This is a genomic window from Marinobacter similis (assembly GCF_000830985.1).
Taxonomy (GTDB): domain Bacteria; phylum Pseudomonadota; class Gammaproteobacteria; order Pseudomonadales; family Oleiphilaceae; genus Marinobacter; species Marinobacter similis.
In genome coordinates this window covers 1,807,766-1,832,705 of sequence record NZ_CP007151.1, presented here as the reverse complement: position 1 = coordinate 1,832,705, position 24,940 = coordinate 1,807,766, and the positions used below count along the sequence as shown (strand labels likewise).

At 58.8% G+C, this 24,940-nt stretch carries 17 protein-coding genes, 1 other RNA gene and 6 pseudogenes; 3 read left to right on the top strand and 21 right to left on the bottom strand.

The window, feature by feature from the left end; genetic code table 11:
* Positions 1 to 14 precede the first annotated feature (14 nt).
* From mraY to rsmI, 9 genes and pseudogenes are all read right to left on the bottom strand, one after another.
* Positions 15 to 1,100, bottom strand: a complete 1,086-nt coding sequence (gene mraY, locus AU14_RS08440) for a phospho-N-acetylmuramoyl-pentapeptide-transferase (RefSeq protein ID WP_041340272.1) — start codon at positions 1,098 to 1,100, stop codon at positions 15 to 17.
* Positions 1,085 to 2,475 (bottom strand): annotated as a pseudogene (locus tag AU14_RS08435) (UDP-N-acetylmuramoyl-tripeptide--D-alanyl-D-alanine ligase). Before AU14_RS08435 ends, mraY begins: the two are co-directional and overlap by 16 nt.
* Complete coding sequence (locus tag AU14_RS08430; protein ID WP_041340269.1) at positions 2,472 to 3,956, bottom strand: UDP-N-acetylmuramoyl-L-alanyl-D-glutamate--2,6-diaminopimelate ligase; 1,485 nt, start codon at positions 3,954 to 3,956, stop codon at positions 2,472 to 2,474. Before AU14_RS08430 ends, AU14_RS08435 begins: the two are co-directional and overlap by 4 nt.
* A 4-nt stretch (positions 3,957 to 3,960) precedes the next feature.
* On the bottom strand, positions 3,961 to 5,700 hold the full coding sequence (locus tag AU14_RS08425; protein WP_041343774.1) for a peptidoglycan D,D-transpeptidase FtsI family protein: 1,740 nt from the start codon (positions 5,698 to 5,700) through the stop codon (positions 3,961 to 3,963).
* A gap of 33 nt (positions 5,701 to 5,733) precedes the next feature.
* Positions 5,734 to 6,138: a cell division protein FtsL gene (ftsL, locus tag AU14_RS08420; protein WP_041340267.1), complete on the bottom strand. Its 405-nt coding sequence runs from the start codon at positions 6,136 to 6,138 to the stop codon at positions 5,734 to 5,736.
* Positions 6,139 to 6,140: 2 nt separating this feature from the next.
* Positions 6,141 to 7,124, bottom strand: coding sequence for a 16S rRNA (cytosine(1402)-N(4))-methyltransferase RsmH (gene rsmH, locus AU14_RS08415; RefSeq protein ID WP_041340265.1), 984 nt, complete (start codon positions 7,122 to 7,124; stop codon positions 6,141 to 6,143).
* On the bottom strand, positions 7,121 to 7,573 hold the full coding sequence (mraZ, locus tag AU14_RS08410; protein ID WP_041340262.1) for a division/cell wall cluster transcriptional repressor MraZ: 453 nt from the start codon (positions 7,571 to 7,573) through the stop codon (positions 7,121 to 7,123). Before mraZ ends, rsmH begins: the two co-directional genes overlap by 4 nt.
* Before the next feature lie 300 nt (positions 7,574 to 7,873).
* Positions 7,874 to 8,226: RNase P RNA component class A (gene rnpB, locus AU14_RS18830), an RNA gene on the bottom strand.
* Positions 8,227 to 8,285: 59 nt separating this feature from the next.
* On the bottom strand, positions 8,286 to 9,176 hold the full coding sequence (rsmI, locus tag AU14_RS08405) for a 16S rRNA (cytidine(1402)-2'-O)-methyltransferase (RefSeq protein WP_041340260.1): 891 nt from the start codon (positions 9,174 to 9,176) through the stop codon (positions 8,286 to 8,288).
* 132 nt (positions 9,177 to 9,308) lie between these two features.
* Between rsmI and AU14_RS08400 the strand changes: the two genes are divergently transcribed.
* From AU14_RS08400 to AU14_RS08390, 3 genes and pseudogenes are all read left to right on the top strand, one after another.
* A complete protein-coding gene (locus AU14_RS08400) occupies positions 9,309 to 11,183 on the top strand; it encodes a penicillin-binding protein activator (RefSeq protein WP_041340258.1) in 1,875 nt (624 codons plus the stop codon).
* Positions 11,184 to 11,210: 27 nt separating this feature from the next.
* The gene (locus tag AU14_RS08395; protein ID WP_041340257.1) at positions 11,211 to 11,576 is read left to right on the top strand and encodes a YraN family protein; all 366 of its coding nucleotides are present in this window, start codon (positions 11,211 to 11,213) and stop codon (positions 11,574 to 11,576) included.
* A 9-nt stretch (positions 11,577 to 11,585) separates the two neighbouring features.
* Positions 11,586 to 12,175, top strand: a pseudogene (locus AU14_RS08390) (D-sedoheptulose-7-phosphate isomerase).
* A gap of 41 nt (positions 12,176 to 12,216) precedes the next feature.
* Here AU14_RS08390 and AU14_RS08385 read toward each other — a convergent pair.
* From AU14_RS08385 to AU14_RS08330, 12 genes and pseudogenes are all read right to left on the bottom strand, one after another.
* Positions 12,217 to 12,624, bottom strand: coding sequence for a ClpXP protease specificity-enhancing factor (locus tag AU14_RS08385; RefSeq protein WP_041343772.1), 408 nt, complete (start codon positions 12,622 to 12,624; stop codon positions 12,217 to 12,219).
* Between the two features lie 59 nt (positions 12,625 to 12,683).
* Complete coding sequence (locus AU14_RS08380; protein ID WP_041340254.1) at positions 12,684 to 13,313, bottom strand: glutathione S-transferase N-terminal domain-containing protein; 630 nt, start codon at positions 13,311 to 13,313, stop codon at positions 12,684 to 12,686.
* Between the two features lie 109 nt (positions 13,314 to 13,422).
* A pseudogene (locus AU14_RS08375) lies at positions 13,423 to 14,177 on the bottom strand (cytochrome c1).
* Positions 14,177 to 15,408: pseudogene (locus AU14_RS08370) on the bottom strand (cytochrome b). Before AU14_RS08370 ends, AU14_RS08375 begins: the two co-directional pseudogenes overlap by 1 nt.
* A complete protein-coding gene (gene petA / locus AU14_RS08365) occupies positions 15,408 to 16,001 on the bottom strand; it encodes a ubiquinol-cytochrome c reductase iron-sulfur subunit (RefSeq protein ID WP_041340252.1) in 594 nt (197 codons plus the stop codon). The pseudogene AU14_RS08370 and the gene petA overlap by 1 nt, the downstream one beginning before the upstream one ends.
* Positions 16,002 to 16,242: 241 nt before the next feature.
* Positions 16,243 to 16,635, bottom strand: a complete 393-nt coding sequence (rpsI, locus tag AU14_RS08360) for a 30S ribosomal protein S9 (protein ID WP_041340250.1) — start codon at positions 16,633 to 16,635, stop codon at positions 16,243 to 16,245.
* Between the two features lie 12 nt (positions 16,636 to 16,647).
* Positions 16,648 to 17,076, bottom strand: coding sequence for a 50S ribosomal protein L13 (gene rplM / locus AU14_RS08355; RefSeq protein ID WP_041340247.1), 429 nt, complete (start codon positions 17,074 to 17,076; stop codon positions 16,648 to 16,650).
* A 209-nt stretch (positions 17,077 to 17,285) separates the two neighbouring features.
* Positions 17,286 to 18,080, bottom strand: coding sequence for a TatD family hydrolase (locus tag AU14_RS08350; protein ID WP_041340246.1), 795 nt, complete (start codon positions 18,078 to 18,080; stop codon positions 17,286 to 17,288).
* 21 nt (positions 18,081 to 18,101) lie between these two features.
* Positions 18,102 to 19,683, bottom strand: a pseudogene (gene prfC, locus AU14_RS08345) (peptide chain release factor 3).
* Between the two features lie 89 nt (positions 19,684 to 19,772).
* Positions 19,773 to 20,291 (bottom strand): ribosomal protein S18-alanine N-acetyltransferase, encoded by a 519-nt coding sequence (rimI, locus tag AU14_RS08340; RefSeq protein WP_330217974.1) that lies wholly within the window; start codon positions 20,289 to 20,291, stop codon positions 19,773 to 19,775.
* Positions 20,278 to 22,926: a hypothetical protein gene (locus AU14_RS08335; protein ID WP_041340242.1), complete on the bottom strand. Its 2,649-nt coding sequence runs from the start codon at positions 22,924 to 22,926 to the stop codon at positions 20,278 to 20,280. Before AU14_RS08335 ends, rimI begins: the two co-directional genes overlap by 14 nt.
* Positions 22,927 to 22,965: 39 nt before the next feature.
* Positions 22,966 to 24,914 (bottom strand): annotated as a pseudogene (locus AU14_RS08330) (CASTOR/POLLUX-related putative ion channel).
* Positions 24,915 to 24,940: the final 26 nt, after the last annotated feature.

Here is a 24,940-nt window from a genome sequence, read left to right as displayed (position 1 = left end):
GACGATGCAAACCCTTAGCGTATTTTCAGGCTGGCCAGGCCAATCAGGACCAGAACTACGGTGACCACCCAGAACCGCACGATTACCCGCGGTTCAGGCCAGCCTTTCAATTCAAAATGGTGGTGCAACGGTGCCATCCGGAAGATCCGCCGACCGGTGAGGCGAAACGAAGCCACCTGCAGGATCACCGACACCGTCTCCATGACGAACACGCCACCCATGATGAACAGCACGATCTCCTGACGGACCACCACTGCAACCACACCCAGCGCAGCGCCGAGAGCCAGGGCACCGACATCGCCCATGAAGACCTGGGCCGGATAGGTGTTGAACCAGAGGAAACCGAGCCCGGCACCCACGATCGCACCGCAGAACACAATCAGTTCGCCGGTGCCTGGCAGGTGGGGAATGAGCAGGTAATCGGCAAACTGAGCGTGACCGGACAGGTACGCGAAAATCCCCAGGGCACCCGCCACCATCACCGTCGGCATGATCGCCAGGCCATCCAGGCCGTCAGTGAGGTTCACCGCGTTACTGCTGCCGACGATGACGAAGTAAGTCAGCAGGATGAAAATGACCGGCCCCAACGTCAGCGACACCTGCTTGACAAATGGCACGTACAGGGAGGTTTCCTGGGGCATCGACGAGCTTAAAAACAGAGCAATGGCGGCCGCGGCACCAATGACCGACTGCCAGAAGTACTTCCAGCGCCCGGGCAGACCACGGGGGTTACGCTCCACGACCTTGCGATAGTCGTCGACCCAGCCAATGGCCCCGAACAACAGGGTGACCAACAGGGTGATCCAGACGTAACGGTTGCTGAGATCGGCCCACAGCAGAGTGCTGATGCCGATGCCCACTAGAATCAGGGCACCACCCATGGTCGGCGTGCCGGCCTTGCTCAGATGGGTTTGCGGGCCATCGTCGCGCACCGCCTGGCCGATCTGATACTGGCTCAGCTTGCGAATCATCACCGGTCCGATGATCAGTGAGATCAGCAGCGCCGTGAGCGTACCCAGGATCCCGCGCAGGGTCAGGTACTGAAACACGGTCAGTGCCGAGAAATATTGTGATAGAACCTCTGTCAGCCAGAGCAGCATGAGTTATTCACCTTGTCTTTAATTCCCTCTACCACGCGATCCATGGCAGAACTGCGGGACCCCTTCACCAACACCGTCAGCGGTGACTGCTTCGCGCTGATCACAGCATTAACGGCGTCTTCGTGGGTCTGATATACCTCTGTCGCTGCACCAAAGCCCTCGGCGTAGCCTTCGCAGCCGGGGCCAACGGTCAGCAGACGTTCAATCTGTTCAGTATGGGCGAACTCACCCACTTCCCGGTGCAGGGCCTTGGCCTGCGAACCCAGTTCGGCCATGGCGCCGAACACGGCGATGCGCTCACCTTCCTGCTTGGCCAGGACACTGAGCGCGGCTTCATGGACGCCGGGTTGGCGTTGTAACTGTCATCAATGACGGTCAGTCCCGGCGCCAGCTCGATATTTTGCAGGCGGCCCTTAACCGGCGCTAACGCCGCCAGCCCGGCGACAATAGCCTGATCATCAGCACCCAGTTCCCGCGCCGCGGCGATGGCCAGCATGGCGTTGGTCTGGTTGTGCTCACCCGCAAGCGCCAGACCTAAGGTGCAACTCCATCCGTCTGGCCCAATGACCTGGAACGACTGACCGGGTGCCTGCGATTGAACCGCTTTCACGACGTAATCGGCGTCGATGTTATCCTCCCGGCTAACACTGACCACGCGGCGATGCCCTGCCCGTGCCTGCCATTGGTCGAAGGCGGGATCGTCCCGGTTCAGCACTACCAAACCGCCATCTTCGACACCATCGATGATTTCGCCCTTGGCCTGGACAATGTTCTCGTAACTGCCAAACCCTTCCAGGTGCGCCGTGCCTGCGTTGGTCAGCATCACAACCTGGGGCCGGGTAATGGCCACGGTGTGCGCAATTTCGCCCAGCCCGCTGGCACCCAGCTCAATGGCGCCGTATCGGTGTTCCGGCGCCAGCCCGAACAGAGTCAGCGGCACACCAATGTGGTTATTCAGGTTGCCACTGGTGGCCAATGTCGGCCCCAGTTGCGCCAGGATTGCCGCGGTCATTTCCCGAACGGTGGTCTTGCCACTGCTGCCAGTCACGGCCACCAATCGGGCGCTGCTTTCGTTGCGATTGCCACCCGCCAGCTGGGCCAGTGCGTCAACGGTATCGGCCACCACCAGTTGCGGCAGGTCCACGGTGGCATCAGCCTCATCCACAACGGCGGCCACCGCGCCACAATCACGGGCCATCTGCAGGAAACCGTGACCGTCAAAATTATCACCACGCAAGGCGACGAACAGTTGCCCCGGCCCAATTGAGCGGGTGTCCGTGGACACGCCAGTAAACTCGATTCCCTCGAGCCCTGAATGGGTGCAGGTAGCACCGGTCCACTGCCGGGCTTCCGCCAGCGAGAAGGCGCGCATCATGCCACACCACCATTCAGGTTCAAGCCATGCTGAACCTGCTCTGCGTCACTGAACGGAAATTTCTGCCCGGCCACTTCCTGATAGGCTTCGTGGCCTTTTCCAGCGATCAGAACCAGATCGTCCGGCGTGGCCATTTTTATCGCCGTCTGTATAGCTTCTGACCGGTCGTGAATCACCGACGCCCGGTCTGGAGTAGAAAAACCGGCCACGATGTCATTGGCGATCACAGCAGGATCTTCGCTTCGCGGGTTGTCGTCGGTAACAATGACAACATCGGCCCGGGCCTCAGCTTCACGCGCCATTTCCGGGCGCTTGCCACGGTCGCGGTCACCGCCACAGCCGAACACGCAAATCAGGCGTCCGGTCACGTGTGGGCGCAGGGCCGCCAGTGCGTTGGCCAGCGCATCCGGGGTATGGGCGTAATCGACCACAACCCGGACGCCGTTGGCGCCGCTGAATTTTTCCAGCCGGCCCGGCGGTGGCATCAGGCCACTCACCGCCTGCTGCACGCGCTCAACGGGCACGCCCAAGCTCAGTACGGTTGCCATGGCTGCCAGGACATTGCTGGCGTTAAAGCTGCCCATCAGGGGAACGGCGATGTCGAACGATCCCCACTGGCCATCTACAGTGGCCTCAAAGCCTTCATCGGTGGGCCGGAAGGACTTCAGCCAGAGTTCGGTCTGGGCCTCGTGGAGGCTGTAGCGAACCCGGTCGCACTGACCATCGAGCTGATTAAACAGTTGCCGACCAAACGGATCGTCAAAATTGATCACCGAGACGTGCACGGCTTCCCGGTCAAACAGGCGCGCCTTGGCTTCGCCGTAGGCTTCCATGGAACCGTGGTAATCAAGGTGGTCACGGGTAAGATTGGTAAACACGCCGGCCACAATAGTGAGGCCATCGACCCGGCCCTGATCCAGGGCATGGGAGGACACTTCCATCACCGCAGCACGACCACCCTGAGCCAGAATGCGGGACAGCATCCGGTTGGTCTGCACGACGTCGGGCGTGGTGTGGGTAGCGGGCTGCAACGCACCGGGCATGCCGTAACCAAGCGTCCCAAGGACACCGCAAGGCGTTCCGGTGTCTTTCAGCAGCGCCGCAATGTACTGGCTGACCGACGTTTTGCCGTTGGTGCCGGTCACGCCAATCAGACGCAGACGCTGGGACGGGTGCTCAAAGAACCGATCGGCGATCTCGCCCAGACGGTCACGCAGGCCGACCACTGGTACCACCAAGGCACCATGAAATTCCGAACATTCGCCCGACTCAGACGATTCCAGCAATACCACCGTCGCGCCTGCGGCGATGGCCTGTTCAACGTAATGATCTGCAGGCGTCTTGGCGCCGGCGAGAGCGACAAAGGCATCCCCGGACTTTACCGTTCGGCTGTCCGTTTTGAGCCCGTGAATGGTCACGTCGAACACCGACGGCACGGACACAGTTCCCTGTAACAACGTGCTGAGTGATGTGATGCACATAGGCTTACCCTCGCTCCCCGGCTGTCTTGACCGGCGCACTCGCGCCACCGACTTCCAGTTCAGGCTTCACATTCAACAGTCGCAGTGCGTCACTCATGACCCGGGCGAATACCGGCGCAGCAACTTCACCACCGTAATATTCGCCGGACTGAGGCGCATCCACGGCTACAACCGTGACAATTCGGGGGTTATCGATCGGGGCCATGCCAGCAAAAATTGCCTTGTATTGGCTGTCCTCGTAACCCTGCTTTCCAACCAGGTGAACCGTTCCGGTCTTGCCGCCAGCGGTGTAAAAGCCCGGCTGGGCGCGCTTACCACTGCCACGGGAAACCACTTCCCGAAGCATGTTCCGAACCTCATAGGTCACCTTCTCTGAGAGTACCCGCTGCCCCTCAGGTTCCCGATCCAGCTTAATCAGACTCAGGGGATAGCGAACACCGCCATTGGCGATCACCATGTATGCCTGCGCCAACTGCAGGGCGTTAACACTCAGGCCGTAGCCGTAGGACAGCGTGGCTTCCTCAACCGGACGCCATTTGGGCGGCGACGGCAATACACCGACGGCCTCGCCCGGGAAACCGATGCCGGTTGGCTGGCCAAGCCCCAATCGGCTGTACAAGTTGCGGATGGTGTCACCGCCAATGTCCGTGGCAATCCGGCTAATACCGACGTTACTGGATTTGGCAATGATATCGGTCAGACTGATCACGCCGTAGTTGCGATGATCCCGAATAGTGAAACGGCCAAACCGGCGATAACCGGGCGACGTGTCAATGGTGGTGTTCGTGGAATAGTCACCGGTTTCGAGTGCCGCCGCCATGGCAACAGGCTTCATGGTTGAGCCCGGCTCGAACAGGTCGGTAATCGCCTTGTTCCGGAGATTTTCCGGGGCCAGCTGACTGCGATCATTGGGGTTATAGGAGCCCTGGTTCACCATCGCCAGCACTTCCCCGGTATCCACATCCAGCATCACCAGGGTTCCGCCCCTTGCACTGTGCGCCTGAACCACGGCCTTGAGTTCGCGATAGGCCAGGTACTGAAGACGAAGGTCGATGCTGAGCTGGAGGTTATGGCCGGGGCTGGCGTCACGAATAAGAGTCAGATCCTTGATGACGCGGCCACGGTTGTCCTTCAGTACGCGCTTGCGACCGGACTCACCGGACAGCCATTGATTGTACGCCAGCTCCATGCCTTCCTGGCCACGCTCATCAATGTTGGTGAAGCCAACGATGTGAGCAGTCACTTCGCCAGCCGGATAATAACGCCGGTACTCCTGACGGGAATAAACGCCGTCGATATCCAATGCCATGATTTCTTTGGCAAGGCCGGGCTGAACCTTCCGGCGCAGGTAGATGAACTCACGATCGGCGTAAGTTTGCAGCCGTTCACGAAGACGAGCTTCACTGATATTGAGCAGCCGGGAAAGGTTGGTCAGGCGGGCTTCTTCTGCATCCATCTCGGACGGATTGGCCCACAGGGTCTGCACCGGCGTGCTGACTGCCAGCGGCTCACCGTAGCGGTCAGAGACAACGCCACGATGGGCATCAATGGACTCGACGCGAATGGTTCGAACATCACCCTGCTTGCGCAGGAAATCGTTATCGACCACATGCAGGTCAACCAGACGCCAGCCCAGAGCCACAATCACCAGCAGGAAAACGCCCAGCACGGAGCCATAGCGCCAGGCCTTAAGGCCGGACGCCAATCGCTGGCTCCATGTTTTCTGCGTTCCCTGACCGGACAAATCAATCACCCTGACGGTTGTTATTCTCGTGTATTAGTGCGCCAACGCCGGCGACATCAGTGGTACCAGAACGATATCCTGGCGCCCCGGAACGACCATCCCGAAGCGCGCTGCTGCGAGTTTTTCCACTCGACCATGGGCACTCAAGGCACTCTGCTCCAGCAGCAGCTGACTCCACTCCTGCTGGTAGCGGTCGCGCTCGGCCTGCAGCTGGGACAACGTGTTGAACAATTCCCGGTTCTCATGGGCGCTGACCACAACGCCAATGGACGAGGCCACCAGCAACGTCACCAATGCCATAGAGATCATGACGTTGCGCTGCCGGGTGGCATCAAAAACCTGCCGGGAAATCCGCACGGCCGTGGCTACACCCACACGCATCCGCTGCTTGTTGAGCCTGGCCGCTTTAACTGGTTGTTCGATTGCTACCGCACCCATGATTAGGCGCTCCCTTTCGGCTTATTATCTGAATCAATTCGCTCCAGAACGCGCATGACGGCGCTCCGGGCCCTGACATTGTCTCCAACTTCGTCTGCACCGGCTTTCGCCGCCTTGCCAATCAGGCGGAATGCCGAAGCTTCCTGATCGGCAGTGACCGGGATGCCTTTCGGCAGTTGCGGGCCGCGCGCCAGATCACGCATGAAACGCTTCACCACCCGGTCTTCCAGGGAATGAAAACTGATCACCACCAGTCGACCACCGGGCGCGAGCCGATCAACGGCGACCTTCAAACCTACTTCCAGGTCCTCGAGCTCCCGATTGATGAAAATCCGGATAGCCTGAAAGGTCCGGGTCGCCGGGTGCTTATGCTTTTCTTTCTTGGGTACCGCCTCGCTCACCAATTCGGCAAGTTGACGGGTGGTTTCAATCGCCTCTTCCTGACGACGCGCTACCACCAAACGGGCGATACGGCGGGAGAAACGCTCCTCGCCGTATCGATAGATGACATCGGCAATGTCCTTTTCGTCCGCCTCGGCCAGCCATTCCGCTGCGCTCGGGGACTGCTGCGGATTCATCCGCATATCCAGTGGACCATCACGCATGAAGCTGAAGCCCCGCGAGGCGTCATCCAGCTGCGGCGACGACACACCGAGATCCATCAGAATTCCATTTACGGTCGGCCACTGCTGCCGCTCGAGCGCCACGTCCAAATCTGCGAACGAGCCGTGAAACCAGGAAAACCGCGCATCTTCAGCGGCCAGCTCCTCGGCTACCCGAATGGCCTCCGGGTCTTTATCAATGCCCAGCAGGTGCGCCTGCTCGCCCAAGCGCCCTAAAACCAGCCGACTGTGACCACCACGACCAAAGGTGGCATCAACATAGGCGCCTTCGGGATCATTGACCAAGTAGTCGACCGCCGAATCCAGAAGTACCGAGCGGTGCGAATACGCGGCTCCTGACTTCTGCTTACGTCCGGAGGTCATAGGGAAAGCGCCTCCATCTCAGGGGGCATATCATCGTCATCGGAGGATTCGTCGAGCCAAGCGAGCCAGCGCTCCTCACTCCACAGTTCCAGCTTCTTACCCTGACCAATCAACATCAGTTTCTTCTCTAGATGGGCGTAACTTCTCAGTGTCGGTGGAATCAGGATACGCCCTGCGGAGTCCAGCTCCATGGGCGCAGCATTACCAAGCAGCAATCGCTGCAACCGGCGCGCTGCCTTGTTCATGTTGGGCAGCGCTTCAATCTTGGGGCGCAGCGCCTCCCATTCGGGCTCGGGGTAAACCAGCAAACACCTCTCTTCATCGGCATTGGCCGTCAATACAATGCGCCCACCACAGAGCTGCGCGAGCTCTTCGCGCAGCTTGGCGGGGATCGCCAAGCGACCCTTCGCATCCATATTGATGGCATGACTGCCAAGGAAATTGCTCATTTACGCCGTCTCTGGGGGCCTGAAAACCACAAAAAACCACTACTAACCACTTTTTCCCACTTATGCACACTATAGAAACACGCAATACACAATGCAAGCGCCGCGAACAGCGTCGTACTGGTAAAAGTTCCTTTTATGACAAGAGGTTACAGCGAGTGATTTGAGGCGGCGCCGAGATTACGAATAAGAAAAGAAGGAAAATCAAGTACCTGCAAAAAAGTCTGAAGAAGGCAAGTTAGGTTTGAGAATCTTTGGACATAACAGGCGCCACCTTTGGCGGCGCCTGTTATAAGGAGAAGAGAAGTGAGTTCGCCGATAAGCCGGGTTCTGTCGTGGACAGTCATTCATCTAGGGTCTGCGTCACCACAGACCTCAAGCAACCTACCCGAATCCAGCGCGGGCCACGCCATTGGATTCCTATTTGGTCTTGCTCCAGGTGGGGTTTACCATCGCCGTGAACTGTTACCAGTCACGCGGTGCGCTCTTACCGCACCGTTTCACCCTTACCGGCGCCCGAAGGCGCTTAGGCGGTCTACTTTCTGTTGCACTTTCCGTCGGCTCTCACCGCCCAGGCGTTACCTGGCACCTTGCCCTGCGGAGCCCGGACTTTCCTCCCCCGGTTAAAAACCGGCGGCGACTGTCTGGCGAGCTCGGTCGAGACCATACTCCTGCACCACAGGCCATGCAAGGAAAAGTGCCGGCGTAGAAATGCCTATTTCAGCTCCAGCGCCCGCTGATACAGCTCGTTCTTTGGCCGCCCACTCAGTTCGGCCACCAGCTTGGCCACCTTTTTAACCGGCAATTCGGGCAATAGCAGCTTAAGCAGGCGATCAACATCCAACGCCCCGGCGTCATCGTCACTGGTCACCGGCTCGGCACCATGAATCATCACCACGAACTCCCCCTTGGTGCCGTGTGGATCGGCCTCGAGGGTTGCCAGCACCTCAGCGACACTGCCCGAATAAAAGGTCTCGAAGGTTTTGGTCAGCTCACGGCCCAGGACAATTTCCCGCTCCTCGCCAAACACCGCCGCAATATCGCTCACGGCATCCAGAATTCGGTGGGGCGATTCGTAGAACACCAGAGTCGCTGTCTCCCGAACCTGCTGCTCCAGGGCGGCGCGTCGACCGGAACGCTTGGCCGGCAAGAACCCGACAAAGAGGAACCGATCGGTGGGCAGGCCGGCCGCACTGAGTGCCGCCACCAGGGCACAGGCTCCGGGAATAGGAGAAACCTTGAGACCGCGACTGCGGGCTTCACGGACTAGGACATAGCCCGGATCCGAAATGAGCGGTGTACCGGCATCGGAAATCAGCGCAACACTGCGGCCCGCTTCCAGTTCCTGCAGCAAACTGCCGGCCCGGTCGCGCTCGTTGTGGTCGTGCAGCGCAATCAGGCGCTTGTGCAACCCCAGGTGCTGCAGCAACCGACCACTGTGACGAGTGTCCTCTGCGGCCACCACATCGACCCCGTTCAGCACGGACACGGCACGAGAAGACAAGTCGTCCAGGTTGCCAATGGGTGTCGCCACAATATAGAGAACGCCTTGAGCCTGCTCTTTTTTGCCGGCCTCGGACACCGACTCCCTACCCTCAGATTTCAAATTCTATGCCTCATTGTCGCTGATGCCTGCACGATGACACTTACGTCATGTGAATTAACCCCGGAGCTGTTAAACTTGCCACCGTCAGATTGGCGCCACAAGCCCATTTATCCGGAGTAGTTCGAGCTTGCCATGATCAAAAACCCCGTCAACCACCGAGCCCTCGCCACCGTCTTTGCCGTGGCCCTGTTGTCCGCCGGTTGTGCCAGCGTAAACCTTCAGTCCCACGTTGCCCAGAGCCCGCAACAGGCGCTGGAGCTTGCCGGCCAGGAAGACAATCGCGAAACCGCGCAACGCTATCTGCTGCGTATTGCCAGCCGATTTCAGGATCAAGGCAACCATGAGGCCGCGCGAACGCTACTGCAAAGCCAACAGCTAACGCAACCGGCACCGGGACTGAAAAGCCAGAAACAACTGCTGGCTATGGCAAGCGCCACCGCCTTGGATGACAGCGACTGGGCGCGCAACCTGGCTGCCAGCTTGTCTCCGGACAGCATCACCGAGTACAGCCCGGACTTGATGAACCGGGCGGCCCGATTGCAGGCCGAGACCTACACCCTGGCCGGCGAGCCACTGCCCGCAGCCATGACCCTGATCCTGCTAACCCAGACCGACAGTCAGGCGAATCCGCAGCAGCTGCACGATCAGATCTGGCAGCAACTGAAGACCGTGCCAGATCGGGCATTGGAAAGCGCAAACAGCGAAGCTATCGGCTACGAAGTACAAGGCTGGCTGGAACTGGCCGTGACCGTGCGTGCGCCCGGCATCGAGCTCGACCAGCAGGGCCGGACCATTCGGAACTGGCAAAACAACTGGCCCGGACACCCGGCCGCCCAGGTCTTACCATCAGAGTTGCAGCTGATTGCGAGCCTGGCGGAAAGCCGCCCTGAAAAGATTGCACTCGCGGTGCCGCTGACCGGCCCATTGGGCGCCGCAGGCAAGGCGATCCGCGATGGTTTTATCGCCGCCTACTACCAAGATCCGTCCGTAGACCGTGACGCCACCGAGATCCGGGTGGTTGATACCTCGAGCACTCCGTTTAAGGAACTGTACGGCAAGTTGTCCGGGGAAAACGTCGACCTGATTGTCGGACCGCTCGATAAAGAAGCACTGAACACCCTCAGCGCAATGAACACCCTTCCGGTTCCGGCACTGGGGCTTAACTACCTGCCCGCAGGCAAAAAAGCTCCTGAGGGCCTGTACCAGTTTGGCCTGTCGGCAGAAGATGAGGCCCGCCAAATTGCGGACCGACTCAAGGCCAAGGACATTCAGCATGCCCTGGTCCTGATCCCCCAAGGCGAATGGGGCGACCGTGTTGAAGCGGCCCTGAACCAGCGGATGGCCGAAAACGGCAGCCAGGCCCTGGACATCGAACGCTTCTTCCGGGAGGACAACCTGCGCGCGGTCACCGCCGACTTGCTGGGTATCAGCGTGTCCCGGGACCGGGCAATCCAGGTGGAGCGCACCATCGGCCTGGACGTGGAATTCGAGCCCCGCCGGCGGCAAGATGCCGAAGCCATCATCATGGTCGCCGAGCCGACCATTGCCCGCCAGTTCAAGCCTCTGTTCGCCTACTACTTTGGCGGCGATCTTCCGGTGTATTCACCGTCAATCGTTTACGAGGGCGATCCCGACCCGGCTCGGGATCGTGACCTGGATCAGGTAATCTTCACCGATACCCCCTGGACCTTGAGCGAGGACAACAAGCTAAAAGCCGAAGCCAACAAGCACCTGTCTGGCACCCATGGCCAGCTTGGCCGCCTGTTTGCCATGGGGGCCGACGCCTGGCAGTTGAGCAAACGCCTACCCCTTTTACGCCAGGTGAAGTCGGCCACCATCGACGGCCAGACCGGCGAACTGAGCATGACCGACGACGGCAGCATCCATCGGAAGCAACTCTGGGCGCAATTCCGCAATGGTCGTCCGGAACTGTTACCAGAGCTCGAGGCTGCCGAGCCGGAAACGGCCGGAGAAGAAACCTTCGGCTCACCGGTTCAGGGCGAATAAAACACCAGACAACGGATTGTTTTTGCCATGGACGGCAACAAAGCAGTAGGCAACCATTACGAGGGCGTTGCCGCACGATACCTGACTGGTCGCGGCGTGCGAATTATAGCCCGCAATGTCCACAGCCGTGGTGGTGAGATCGACCTGATCGGGCAGGACGGGGAAACACTGGTGTTTTTCGAGGTGCGCTATCGCGGACCCGGCAGCCTCGCGGACCCGGCCAGCTCCATCACCCCTCAAAAACAGCGCAGAGTCCGGCAGGCGGCGGCTTTTTACCTCCATCGCCATGGCCGATGGGACTGCCTGAGCCGCATTGATGTTATCGCCATCAGCCCGGGAACCGTAAAAAGATACCGGGTAGAATGGATCAAGAACGCAATTGACGCAGGGTAAACAGACGTAATGACGGACACCGAACACCAGATCAACCAATGGTTCGCCAGCCACATGGAGCAGACCGCACAGGCGGCAAGTACAGCTGGACCAGCCATCGAGGAAGTCGCCGATGCCTTCGTCAACGCACTGCTTCAGGATGGCAAGATCATCACCTGCGCAAATGGCAATGCCAACGTCCTGGCCCAGTATTTCTGCACCGCGCTACTGAACCGTTTCGATCAGGATAGACCCGCCCTGCCCGCCATCAATCTGGGCGCGGACGCGACAACCTACTCGGCGATCTGCCGGGATAATCGATTCAACGACACCTTTTCGCGCCAGGTGCGCGCCATCGGCAAACCAGGCGACCTGCTGTTTGTCATTGTTGACGACGGACACAAGGCCAACCTTATCCAGGCCATTCAGGCGCCCACGACCGGGAAATGAATGTAGTCGTGCTGAGCGCGCGGGAGAAGTCCGACATCACCTCCCTGATGCATCCGGAAGACCATGAAATCGCCCTCAACAACCTCTCGCCCACCGAGGCAACACCACTGCTGATGGTCATCATCAACGCCCTTTGCGGACTGATTGACAGCAAACTATTTGGGGGATAAAAAAAAGCCAGCTGATGCTGGCTTTTTTGACGATCGACTCGCTATTTCACGACCTTTAGCGTTGGCCGGCCCGATGGCCGATCCTCTCCACCCGGGCCGGAATCGCCCTTGTCCGTGGTGCCGTCCGGATCCGGTGAACCCGGCTCACTGCCAAACACCATGCCCTCACCGTTCTCCTTGGCGTAAATGGCCATGACCGCCTGCAAGGGAATGAACACCTGCATCGGCACACCACCAAAGCGCGCACTGAACTCCAGGGCACCGTTACCGACTACCAGACCTCGCACTGCGCCCGGGCTGATATTCAACACGATCTGACCGTTCGCAACGTGCTCAGTGGGAACCTGAACGCCCTGAACTCCGGCATCCACTACGATGTACGGGGTACAGTCGTTATCCAGAATCCACTCGTTGAAAGCCCGGACAAGGTACGGACGGCTCGATGTCATGGTGATACTGTTATCAGGCACTGCCAATCTCCTGGACCGGTATAGCGGGTGTCGACCGTTTAGCTGCGCATGTCTTCTTCGAGGTCAGAAAGGCTGGCTTTGAAGCCCTCACGACTGAAGATGCTTTCCATGTACTTATGCAGCGGACGCGCCTGCTTGTCGTCCAGATCCACACCGAGCGCCGGAAGACGCCACAAGATCGGGGCGATGCAGCAATCGACGATGGTAAATTCTTCAGACAGGAAGAACGGCATCTCACCAAACAGCGGCGCAGTCGCCAACAAACTCTCGCGCAGCTCTTTACGAGCGGCATCAGAGGCCTTGGCATTCGGCTGGGCCACAATCTGATCAACCAGACCACACCAGTCGCGCTGGATACGGTGAATCATCAGACGGCTGTTGGCGCGAGCCACCGGGTAGACCGGCAACAACGGCGGGTGCGGGAAGCGTTCGTCCAGATACTCCATCATGATGTTGGGCTCGTATAGCACCAGATCACGATCAACCAGCGTCGGCAAGGCGTTGTATGGATTCGTGTCAGCCAACTCAGCCGGCGGGTTATCAGGATCCACGTCCACAATGTCGACGGTAACACCCTTCTCTGCCAGAACAATACGCACTCGGTGGCTGTAATGGCTGACCGGATCCGAGAAAAACGTCATTGATGACCGCTTGGTCACAACGCCCATAAAACTACCTCACGAGTAAACAAACCGAAATGATTCCGAAAAAACGCAAAATTCCAGTGGGCCGGTTATTGCCCACTGGAAATCGGGAAACGGGATTATACCCTATTTCTTAGTGCACGTCCTTCCAGTACTCACGATTGAGCAGATAGGCAAAGACGAAGAAGATCGCGACGAAGATCAGAACGAACACGCCCAAACGCTCGCGCTCCACCCGAATCGGGTCGGCCATGTAAGACATGAAGTTGGTCAGGTCGTACATGGCCTGATCGAACTCCGCAGCAGACATGCTGCCTTCAATCGCATATTCCGGGCAGACGTCAGCGTTGTTGATGTTACCGCTCAACGGCTCGACACTGGCATCGACGCCGATCTTCGGCTCAACCGCACACAGGCCCTGCAGACCTACCATGACGTGAGGCATACCAACATTCGCATAGACCACGTTGTTCACGCCCAGTGGACGACTGTCGTCCTTGTAGAAGCCACGCAGATAGGAATATACCCAGGGCTCGCCGCGCAGACGGGTTTCCAGGGTCAGATCCGGTGGCGGTGCGCCAAACCAGTCCGCTGCCATATCCTTGTTCATGGAGTTCTTCATCAGCTCACCGATTTTTGCACCGGTGAAAATCAGATTCTCCTCGTACAGCTCGACAGGAATCTCCAGGTCATCGGACACGCGCTTATAGCGGGCGTACTCCATGGAGTGACAGCCCATGCAGTAGTTGGTGAACAGAGCCACACCACGCTGCAAAGACGCCTTGTCGGTGTGGTCCGTCTCGATGTTATCGAGCGGAACACCGCCGCCGGCAGCCAGCCCGAGGCTGGCAGGATTGCGATGAAAAGACCAAAAATCAGCTTTCTCATTATCCTGTCACCCTCTCTGGCACTGGCTTGGTAGTTTCCATACGCGTGTAGAACGGCATGAGAATGAAGTAGAGGAAGTACAGCACGGTCAGGATCTGGGCGACGGTGGTACGACCCTCGGTGGCCGGCACCAGCCCCAGGTAGCCCAGCACCACAAAGCTGACAACCAGGATGGCAAGCGCGACGCGGCTCATCCAGCCCTTGTAGCGCATGGAGCGAACCGGGCTACGGTCCAGCCAAGGCAGCACGAACAGGATAGCAATGGCGCCACCCATGACCACGACACCCCAGAATTTCGCTGGCAGACCAAACAAGTCGACCGTGACCGCCCGCAACATGGCGTAGAACGGAGTGAAGTACCAGACCGGTGCAATATGCTCCGGTGTCTTCAGCGCGTTCGCCGGCTCAAAGTTCGGCTTCTCGATGAACAGACCACCGGCCTCCGGGAAGAAAAACACCACCGCAAAGAAGATGAAGAAGAAAACCGCCACACCCAGCAGATCGTGCACGGTGTAGTAGGGGTGGAACGGGATACCGTCTTTGGGAATGCCGTTCTCATCCTTGTTCTTCTTGATATCGATACCGTCAGGGTTGTTTGAACCCACTTCATGCAGCGCCAGAATGTGCAGCACAACCAGGCCCAACAGCACGATCGGCAACGCCACCACGTGTAGAGCGAAGAACCGGTTCAGGGTGATACCGGATACCAGATAATCACCACGGATCCACAGCGCCAGGTCTTCACCGATCACCGGAATGGCACCGAACAGGTTAACGATTACCTGGGCACCCCAGTAGGACATCTGACCCCAAGGCAGCAGATAGCCCATGAAGGCTTCCGCCATCAGCATCAGGTAGATCAGCATGCCGAAGATCCAGATCAGTTCACGGGGCTTCTGGTACGAGCCGTACATCAGGCCACGGAACATGTGCAGATAGACGACAATGAAGAACGCAGAAGCGCCGGTCGAGTGCAGGTAGCGCAGCAGCCAGCCCCACTCGACATCACGCATGATGTATTCAACGGACGCAAACGCCCCCTCGGCGGAGGGGTTGTAGCTCATGGTCAGCCAGATGCCGGTGATCAGCTGGTTAACCAGCACCAGCATGGCCAGTGAGCCAAAGAAGTACCACATGTTGAAGTTTTTGGGCGCGTAGTACTTGCTACGTGCTTGTTCCAAGCATCAACAACAGGCAGACGCTCGTCTACCCAGTTCAACAACTTGTTCATTACGCCGCCTCCGGATCAAGTCCAATCGTGAGGGTCGTATCATCGTCGTAGCGATACGGCGGAACCTCGAGGTTCAAGGGCGCTGGCTGTGCGTCGTATACCCGGCCGGCAAGATCGTACTTGGAGCCGTGGCAGGGGCAGAACAAACCGCCGAGCCAGTTCTCGCCAAGATCCGCAGGTGCCACTTCCGGGCGATAGGAAGGCACGCACCCCAGATGGGTACACAAGCCCACAATGACCGCGATTTCCGGCTTCAGTGCGCGATAAATGCCCTCGATATAGGGCGGCTGCTGGGGCGTTTCTGACTGAGGGTCTTTCACCGCCTCATTCAGTTTCTCGATATTTTCTAGCATCGCCTTGTCCCGGCGGATAACCCATACCGGCTTTCCGCGCCACTCGACGGTAATCTGTTGGCCCGGTTCCAGCTTGCTGACATTGACAGTTACTGGTGCGCCGGCAGCTTCAGCCTTTGCACTGGGATTCCATGACCCCAGGAAAGGAACTGCCGCACCAACAACGCCAACCCCGCCGACAGCTGCTGTAGCGCCAATCAGAAACCGGCGCCGGCCTTGGCTCACGTCGCCATTACTCATTATGGTTTTCTCCCATCAGGCGATGTCACAGCCCGCAAGACAGCTGGCAATGTGCATCTAAAAGGACTTCACAACCCAAAAATATAAGCGACCAAATGGTAATGAAATTACCATGTGCTTACAAGTCGGAAAGCCGCCATCGGCGGCCGTTCCCCACTCCAGCTTAGCTGGCTGGCCCGGAAAACGGACATAAAAAAACCCGACCGATTGGCCGGGTTTTTCGGGTGCTGCTCCAGCGGTATTAACGCTTGGAGAACTGAGGACGCTTACGCGCCTTCCGCAGACCCACTTTCTTACGCTCGACTTCACGGGCGTCACGGGTAACATAACCCGCTTTGCGCAGAGCCGGACGCAGAGTTTCGTCATAATCCATCAGCGCACGAGTCAGACCGTGGCGAATAGCGCCGGCCTGACCACTGATACCACCACCTTTAACGGTGATGTTGATGTCGAAACGATCAGCTGATTCCGCTACAACCAGCGGCTGACGAACGATCATGCGCAGAGTCTCACGACCGAAGAAGTCTTCGATAGTGCGACCGTTGATAGAGATGTTACCGCTTCCCGGCTTGATAAAGACCCGAGCCGTGGATGTCTTGCGGCGACCAGTACCGTAATTTTGTGCTACAGACATATCCGCCTTCCGTTAAATGTCGAGTTCTTTGGGCTGCTGGGCTGCGTGAGGATGCTCAGCGCCGGCATAGATTTTCAGCTTCTTGAACATGGCGCGGCCGAGCGGGCCTTTCGGAAGCATGCCTTTGACAGACTTCATAATAACTTGCTCGGGCGCCTTGTCTACCAGCTTCTCGAAGTTGATGGATTTGATTCCACCCGGAAAGCCAGTGTGACTGTAGTACATCTTGTCAGATGCCTTTTTGCCGGTAACCCGGACCTGGCCAGCATTGATAACTACAATGTAATCGCCAGTGTCGACATGAGGGGTATACTCAGGCTTATGCTTGCCCCGCAGACGACGGGCGATTTCGGTTGACAGACGACCCAGCGTCTTGCCGGCTGCGTCTACAACGTACCAGTCACGTTTTACTGTTTCTGGTTTCGCACTCAGAGTCTTCATTGATTCCGCCTTGAACGCTATATAAGAAACGTTAAAACCTCCACCCGAACAGCTTGGTTCCGGGAGAGATCTTTACCTGTAATTACTGTGGCAGTGACACCGTTCGGGGCTGAGACAGTGACATCGCCTTGAAAAGCCAGGGCGCGAAGTATACTCGAACCACCAAAGAATGCCAACCCTGACCCACGGTGTTTCGTTATTCCCCTATGTCACCGGGATTTCACCGAGACGTCACCGGGTTGCCAGCGGTATAGCGCCGCCACGTTTTCTAACAGAATTGGCGCCAGCGCCTGCTCTGACAAGCCCCGTAACTCGGCGAGCACGCTCAGGATCTGCCCGAGATTGGCCGGCGAATTGCGCCCGGCGCCCACACCCTGAGGCGACATATCGGGCGCATCGGTTTCCAGCACCAGCGCCTCCAGCGGCAGCCGGGCTACCGCATCCCGGGTCTTGCGTGCCCGTGAATGGGTAATGACTCCACCGACACCTATCGAGCACCCCAGTTCCACCAGCTTGGCTGCCTGCTGATAATTGCCGGAGTAGCCATGAATCAAGGCAGGCCCATTCCAGTTGAGGCGGCGCAATGCACCGTGCACCTCGTCGTGGGTGCGAACCGAATGAATCACCAGGGGCAAATCCAATCGCGCCGCGAGTCCGGCTTGTGCCTCAAACCAAGGCCACTGCTCTGCCAGCGTGCCGCGAAGCCGATCCAGCCCGCACTCGCCGATAGCGAGAAAACGCTCAGGATGATCACTGGCCAACTGCTCAAGTAATTCCAGGTCGCCGGCATCATGCTCGCCAACGTACCAGGGATGAATTCCCAGGCAATAAGCCCCTTCCGGAAAAGCCAGCGCGGTATCGCGCACCCGGGACCAGTCGGATTGACGAACCCCGGGGATAACCAAACCTACCAGGCCAGTGGCCCGCGCTTTCGCCAGCTCACCGTCGCGACAGTCGTCGAACTCCGGAAAGTCAAAATGACAATGGGCGTCGACCAGCTGCACAGCAACCTCCAACTCGGTAGCTTAATGCTCCCGGGTCTTGTGGAATTCCACGTCCGGGAACCGCTCCTGGGCCAGATTCAGATTAACCATGGTTGGCGCGATATAGGCCAGCCGGTCACTGCCATCCAGGGCCAGGTTGTCGTTGTTCTTGCGCTGGAACTCATCCAGCTTGCGCTCGTCCTTGCAGGTTACCCAGCGCGCTGTTGCCACGTTGATGGGTTCGTAAATCGCCTCAACTTTGTACTCGCTCTTCAACCGGCTGACCACCACATCGAACTGCAGCACACCGACGGCACCAACGATCAGATCGTTATTCCGCAGCGGCCGGAAGACCTGGACCGCACCCTCCTCGGACAACTGAATCAAGCCCTTCTGGAGCTGCTTGGCCTTGAGCGGATCCTTCAGGCGAATACGGCGGAACAGTTCCGGGGCAAAGTTCGGGATGCCCGTGAACTTCATGTTTTCACCCGCGGTGAAGGTGTCACCAAGCTGGATAGTTCCGTGGTTGTGGAGGCCGATGATGTCGCCAGCAAAGGCTTCGGCGGCATGGTCACGATCGCCGGCCATAAAGGTGAGCGCGTCGGAGAAGCGCACTTCCTTGCCAATACGTACGTGGCGAGCTTTCATGCCCTGCTCGTATTTACCGGAAACAATGCGCATGAACGCCACCCGGTCCCGATGCTGGGGATCCATGTTGGCCTGAATCTTAAACACAAAACCAGAGAAGCCATCGTCGGCGGGCTCTACCTCGCGCTGGTCAGTTTCCCGGGGCTGAGGTTGTGGTGCCCACTCAACCAGACCGTCGAGCATATGATCGACACCGAAGTTGCCCAACGCCGTACCGAAGAACACCGGGGTCAGTTCACCGGCGAGAAACGCCTGCTGATCGAATTCGTGGGACGCGCCTTTGACCAGCTCGATCTCATCCCGCAGGTCAGCGGCATAGGCACCAATGACCTCGTCCAGCTCGGGATTATCCAGACCGGAGATGACCCGGGTGTCCTGAATCATGTGACCCTGACCTGACTGGTACAGAATAACCTCGTCACGGAGCAGATGGTAAACGCCCTTGAACCCCTTGCCCATGCCGATTGGCCCAGGTGATGGGCGCACAGGCGATCTTGAGGACATCCTCGACTTCGTCCATCAGTTCAACCGGGTCCCGGGTGTCCCGGTCCAGCTTGTTCATGAACGTTATAATCGGTGTGTCGCGCAGGCGGGTGACTTCCATCAGCTTGATGGTCCGTTCCTCAACACCCTTGGCGCTGTCGATCACCATCAAACAGGAATCCACCGCGGTCAGGGTGCGGTAGGTATCTTCAGAAAAGTCTTCGTGACCTGGCGTATCCAGCAGATTCACCAGCTTGCCACCGTAGGGGAACTGCATAACGGAGGTGGTCACGGAGATACCCCGCTCCTTCTCCATTTCCATCCAGTCGGACTTGGCATGCTGGCCGGACTTCTTACCTTTAACGGTACCGGCTTTCTGGATCGCCTGCCCGAACAGCAGGACCTTTTCCGTGATCGTGGTTTTACCCGCATCCGGGTGCGAGATGATCGCGAAAGTACGGCGCTTGGCCACTTCCTGAGGAAGGTTCGACATAATAGAAAGACAACCTGAATCTGATGTTCCGAGAAAGGCGCTATTATAGGGGCTAAGGGATTCTGACGCGAACCGCTATTACCGAGACATCAAGCCGGGAATTGGAGCGCCATTACCCGGGCATCCTCACGGCCGTCGCCGTTTGGATAAAACTCCGGTCGTCGACCGATTTCTTCAAATCCCTCCACCGAATAGAGCCGGTAAGCGGTGTCGTTACTGAGGCGCACCTCAAGAATGGTCTGCACCATCTGCTCACGGGCTGCTTCACTCAGCAAATGCCTGAGCAATCGTCGCCCGGCACCCTGGCCCTGCCAACGCGGATCCACACACAGGTTCAGCAGGTGGGCTTCGTCGAACATGTAGGCGACCACGGCGTAGCCCACCAGTAGATCGCCATGGCAGGCAGCCCACAACCGGTAGTTGGCCCGAAAGCAGTCGCGGAATAGGGCCTCAGTCCAGGGGTAGGAATGCCCTTGGCGTTCGATCGAGAGAGCCCGGGGTAGGTCATCCGTGCTGAGGCCGCGAATCAGAAGATCCCCGTCCAGCACCTGTTGATAGGTTTCTGAGCCCCGCATCACTGACCAGCCAGCGGCTTCAGCTCCTGCCACAACGCGCGCTTGAGAGTCGGACTGGTGGCGAGCTCGGCGAGGCTATGGTTAAAGCTGATTTCCGGGCTGATACCGGCAATGTGTTGAAACCAGGCTCATCGCCGCGATAGTCCTCCGGTGCAGCGACCCCCAGGGCAATCAGCTTCCGGCCGTCCAGATCCGACAGCGCGTACCCCAACACAGCTCGAAGATCGCTCAGGGAATTTCCCGGCGCCCGGACATTGTTGAAGACTGGCCAGTGAATGGGACCGACCGAGCGCAAATCGCGCTCGCCCACACTTCTAAGGATGTTTTCGGCCAGGGTCTCCTGGAGCCGGAGACTGGCCTCCTTCGAGACACTGGCAACCACCGCCGTTTTTCGGCCAACCCAGACCTGCAGGTTCAGCGCCGGGACAACTTTTCCGGCAGTCGAAACTGGCGCCTCTTCAACCGGCGGAGTATCGGTGGTGATTTCGGCGGCAACATTGGCCGAGCTCGACGGCTGCGGCCGGGCAGGCTTCGACGCCGGCGTATCCATCAGCGCCTGGAGATTGGCCACCCGGGCACTGTCAGCCTCGGACCGGCCGGGCCGGGACAGTCGATCCCGGATCGCCAGCGCCAGCTGGTGCAGCAGGTCATCCCGAAAGCCCAGGGCCTTGCGGGTGTGGCTCATATCGACCAGCTCGAACGACAGGCCAAGCAGTTTGAACGGCATGAACAAACCGGCCCCCGCGCGGCCATCCGGCCGGTCACTGTGCTCGCTGATGGGACGGATGAGCAGAATCAGGCCCTGGTAGCCATTGATGGGTTTTACCGGCAGACGCACCAGCGCGCGCTTGAGCGTGGCATGGCGGAGCTGGCGCCGGGCATCGTCCTGGGTCAGGTCACACAGACCACAGAGGAAATCCAAGGCGGTCATCCGATACACCGACACCTTAGCCTCACCGGCAATCTCCAAGGCCCGGGCATTGACCTGCAGCACCTGGCCAAAGAGGTCGTACATGATGGCGCCGGTATCGAGGTTGTTGAACATGGCTTCAAGCGACAGCAACCGATTCCCCAGCAGCTCCTGGGCCGATCGCAACTGCTCGTGGGGGGTGCGACCAATATCCAGCGCCAGGATCCGTCGACCGAGCCGGCGCTCGCGCGCCCTTTCCCGCTCCAGCTGCTGCCGATGGTAGAGCAGCTCGCTGATTTGGCTGGCGAAACTGGCGATGTTGTTTTCGAAGGCTTCCTGACTCCAGTTTTCCTCCGGCATCACCGACAGCGCCCAGAACCCAAGCACCTCGCCGGCGTAAATCAGCGGCGTCAGGTACTCCAGCTCCTGCTCGCCCACGCGCTCGAGGAAAGCCCGGCGTAATTGGAGCGCCCCCCGGTGCTGCAGCGCGTCGCTGTAGGGGGCACGTTCGTAGTCCCGGCGTTGCTCAGCAATATCCTCGATGCTGCAGTTCAGGGCCTGGATTTCCCGGACCCGGTGATCGCCGGGCACCCGCTCCAGCAGAATGGTCCGGCTCAGGTTGAGCTGCTGATTGATGAAGACCACCAGCTTGGGCCACGGCGACTCGCTATCATTGAACGCCTTCGGTACGTAACGCTCGAACAGGGCCGAATGGGTTGTACCCAGCATGGTCGTTAGGGTCTTGGCTTCCGCATACCGGCGAGCCTGATAGACGAACAATAATGATACCAGTTGTGCTGCGGTGCCGTCGGCCACAGGCGGCAACATGTCGAACGACTCGAACAGCCACCAGCCCACGAACCCGAAGCCGACCACGGCAAACAGCGAATACAAGACGCCATTAACCACCGACAGCCATTGGAAAACAAACAGATTAAACAAAAAGAGAAGGCCGACCACCAATCCGACCCAAAGGGGAGCGGGAAATCGCAACTCCGCATCGGCGGCCACCGTGGCCAAAGCCAGGCCCTGTATCTGCAGATTGCTCAAAGGCGCCCCGACTCCGGGTACCTGATACCCCGGCGAAAGCAATGGATCAGCTGATCCAATCAGAGCCACTCGCCCCTGAACAAGCTCCGAGATGGCTTCACCAGCCAAAATCTGACGTTGACTCAGGGTTGGCAGGCCATTCCCTAAAAGCGCGAAGTTGAGTGCCACAGAATCGGCCAGATCGCGCCCTCCCTCCAGCAAGGGAACAAACCAGGCGGCGATTTCCATGTCGTTGTTGATGCCCTGACCGACGAATCCTGCCGGAACGACTCGGAAATAGCCCGCGTCAAACTCTGGGGTGGTGACCCAACCGGTCCTCATGCCTTCGTATAGCCACTTCGCACCATCAGGAACCTCAGTGTCATGCTCGCCGGCAAAGCGGGTCACCAACAGCGAATCGGTGACTCGCCGAGCCTTTTCCCTGGCCACCCTTGGCTGGGCCAGGGGCAGGAGAACCACCTCACGAGCACCCAGTTCGTTCAGCTTTGACTCCAGTGTCGACAGTTCCTCCGGCTGAACCGATGCTTGGTCGAGCTCAACGAGCAACACCTTTGGATCGATATCGGAGGTGACCAGACTAGCGTTAATTAGCCAGTCACTGAAGGTTAAATTGGCGTTGCGCCATACGCCTGCAACCGAGAGAACGACCAGCAGGGCAAGGAGCAGCAGGCTTGCGATAATTTCGCGCCAGTTACGAATGTTGGGCATGTTTGAAAATACGTTTCCAGGTATGTCGATGAACGGCGCTCAGGCGGTAAGAGCCAGCACCACCAAACGGTCACACGGCTGTAGGTCCAGGTAGTCCCGCCGTGGCGGATTCAAATGCAAGTGCCGTCCCTGGGCATCGGCCTTTTGCCGGAACACTCCCAGTGCAATCTCTCCCTCATCGGCCAGGATGCGCTCCAGCAGATGGAAATCGACGCTGCTCGGAAGCGGGTAATCGCTCGGGTCACGGAACTGGATTTCCGCACCACCCACCGTAAACAACTCATCCAGCACCACCCTTAGCTCCCGGCGCAATGCGACCTGGGCCAGGATGTGGCTGAGAATCATCGGACTGATCAGCATCTCGCTGCGATGTTCATACAATAGCGGCCGGTTATCCGGGTCACTGAGTTCAAGAATGAGATGAGGACGACGTTCTTTCTCCATCAAAATATCTTCAAGCTGCAGGTACCCGACCATCGCCCGGGCATCTGCCTCTTCCCCCGATGCTAAACGGTCACTGCTCAACAGAACCACGGAATCGTATGAGGATGGATCAAGCCGCCGCAGCTCCCCCTCCACCATATAATCCGCTTCAACATGGTGGCAGTGGACCGTTGGGTGATCGCCCACGTAGCGGGAAATCGCCAGTGAGCGTTCCGCCGCAGGCACCACCGATACCAGGTCCAGCGAAAACGACTGATTGCTGTAACTGCCAAACTCTGCGACCAGGCTGGGCACGCGCCGGTTCCAACCCAGTACCAGCACCCGCTGCCCAAGTGCTGCACCGTTGCGGACAGCTACCTTCGGCTTCAGCCGGTCGACTGGCGGCAGCGTCGGCCGCTTGGCGTTAGGTTCGGTTTCAGAGTAGTCCCTGGCCATCATGATGACCCGGTCATTCGCCTCAATCCGCGTCGCCGAGGGCGCCAATAGCCGGACATCCCAGCCTTTGCCAACCGGGCGCAGCAAGCCAGTACAATCACGTTCGGCCGCGCCGACGCTAACTCCGCCAGCGACAACCCCGCGATTGACTCACCACCCCGAACATAGATGCTGTTGCCTTCGGAGCCGGTCAGCAGCTCGTTGTATACCTCCGACAACCCCGGATGAATGATGTTCTGAACAATCAATGAGCTGATCGAGGCATCACCGGCGACTACTTCCACCTCACCGGGATAGGCTCTCTCGATGACTGGCAGTTTGCGCACGTCCTGAATCTCGGCCACCACATACGGCAGAGATGACTGGTACTGACGAGCCTGGGCGGCAATGGACAGCAGTGCCTTCACGGTCTCGACATCGGAGGTCACCAGGCTACCCACGCCCTGGGTAGCGCTGGGCACGATCACTGCCGCCGCATCCAGGCAGGCAACCCGATGCAAGGCGTCCGGCTGAATGGCAGAGCCCGACCGTAGAATGATTTGTCGCGCGCGCCGCCGGATACCCGGTTCACTCCGGAGCTCATGCACCTGTTCAGCGGAGGCCTCCTCGGACAGCACCACCAGGTTCAGCTTCTGGGTATCGTGCTTTTCCAGAAAGCGCCGCATCCGGCCAGACGAGCTCAGCAATTCCGACAACAACGGCAATGTCTGGCTGGTCCACCCCAGCACCACGATGTGATTCTTCAGGGTGACTGGCGTCAGTCCGCGTTCCAGATCGGCCATCTTGGCGATCAACCAGCGGGTCAGGATGGCCACCAGCGTACCCATGAACACCACATAGCCACTGACTGTCAGCAGAGTCGAGACAATGCGCTGCCAGCTGCCGACATCGTCCCCCAGGTAGCCCGGGTCAGTCAGCCTCAGAAACGCCCACCAGATCGCCGAACCAACATCGTCGAAAGACTCCCCCAGCGGCACGACCAGGAGACCACCAACCAGCGAGATCAGGGCGATGAACGCAGCGACTACCAATAACTGGAAACCGGCCCCTTTCACCAACTGGCGTTCGACCAGGAACTTGATTCGATCAACAATCCGGAAGGGAAGCATGCGGGGTCCTGTACTTAATGAGCAAA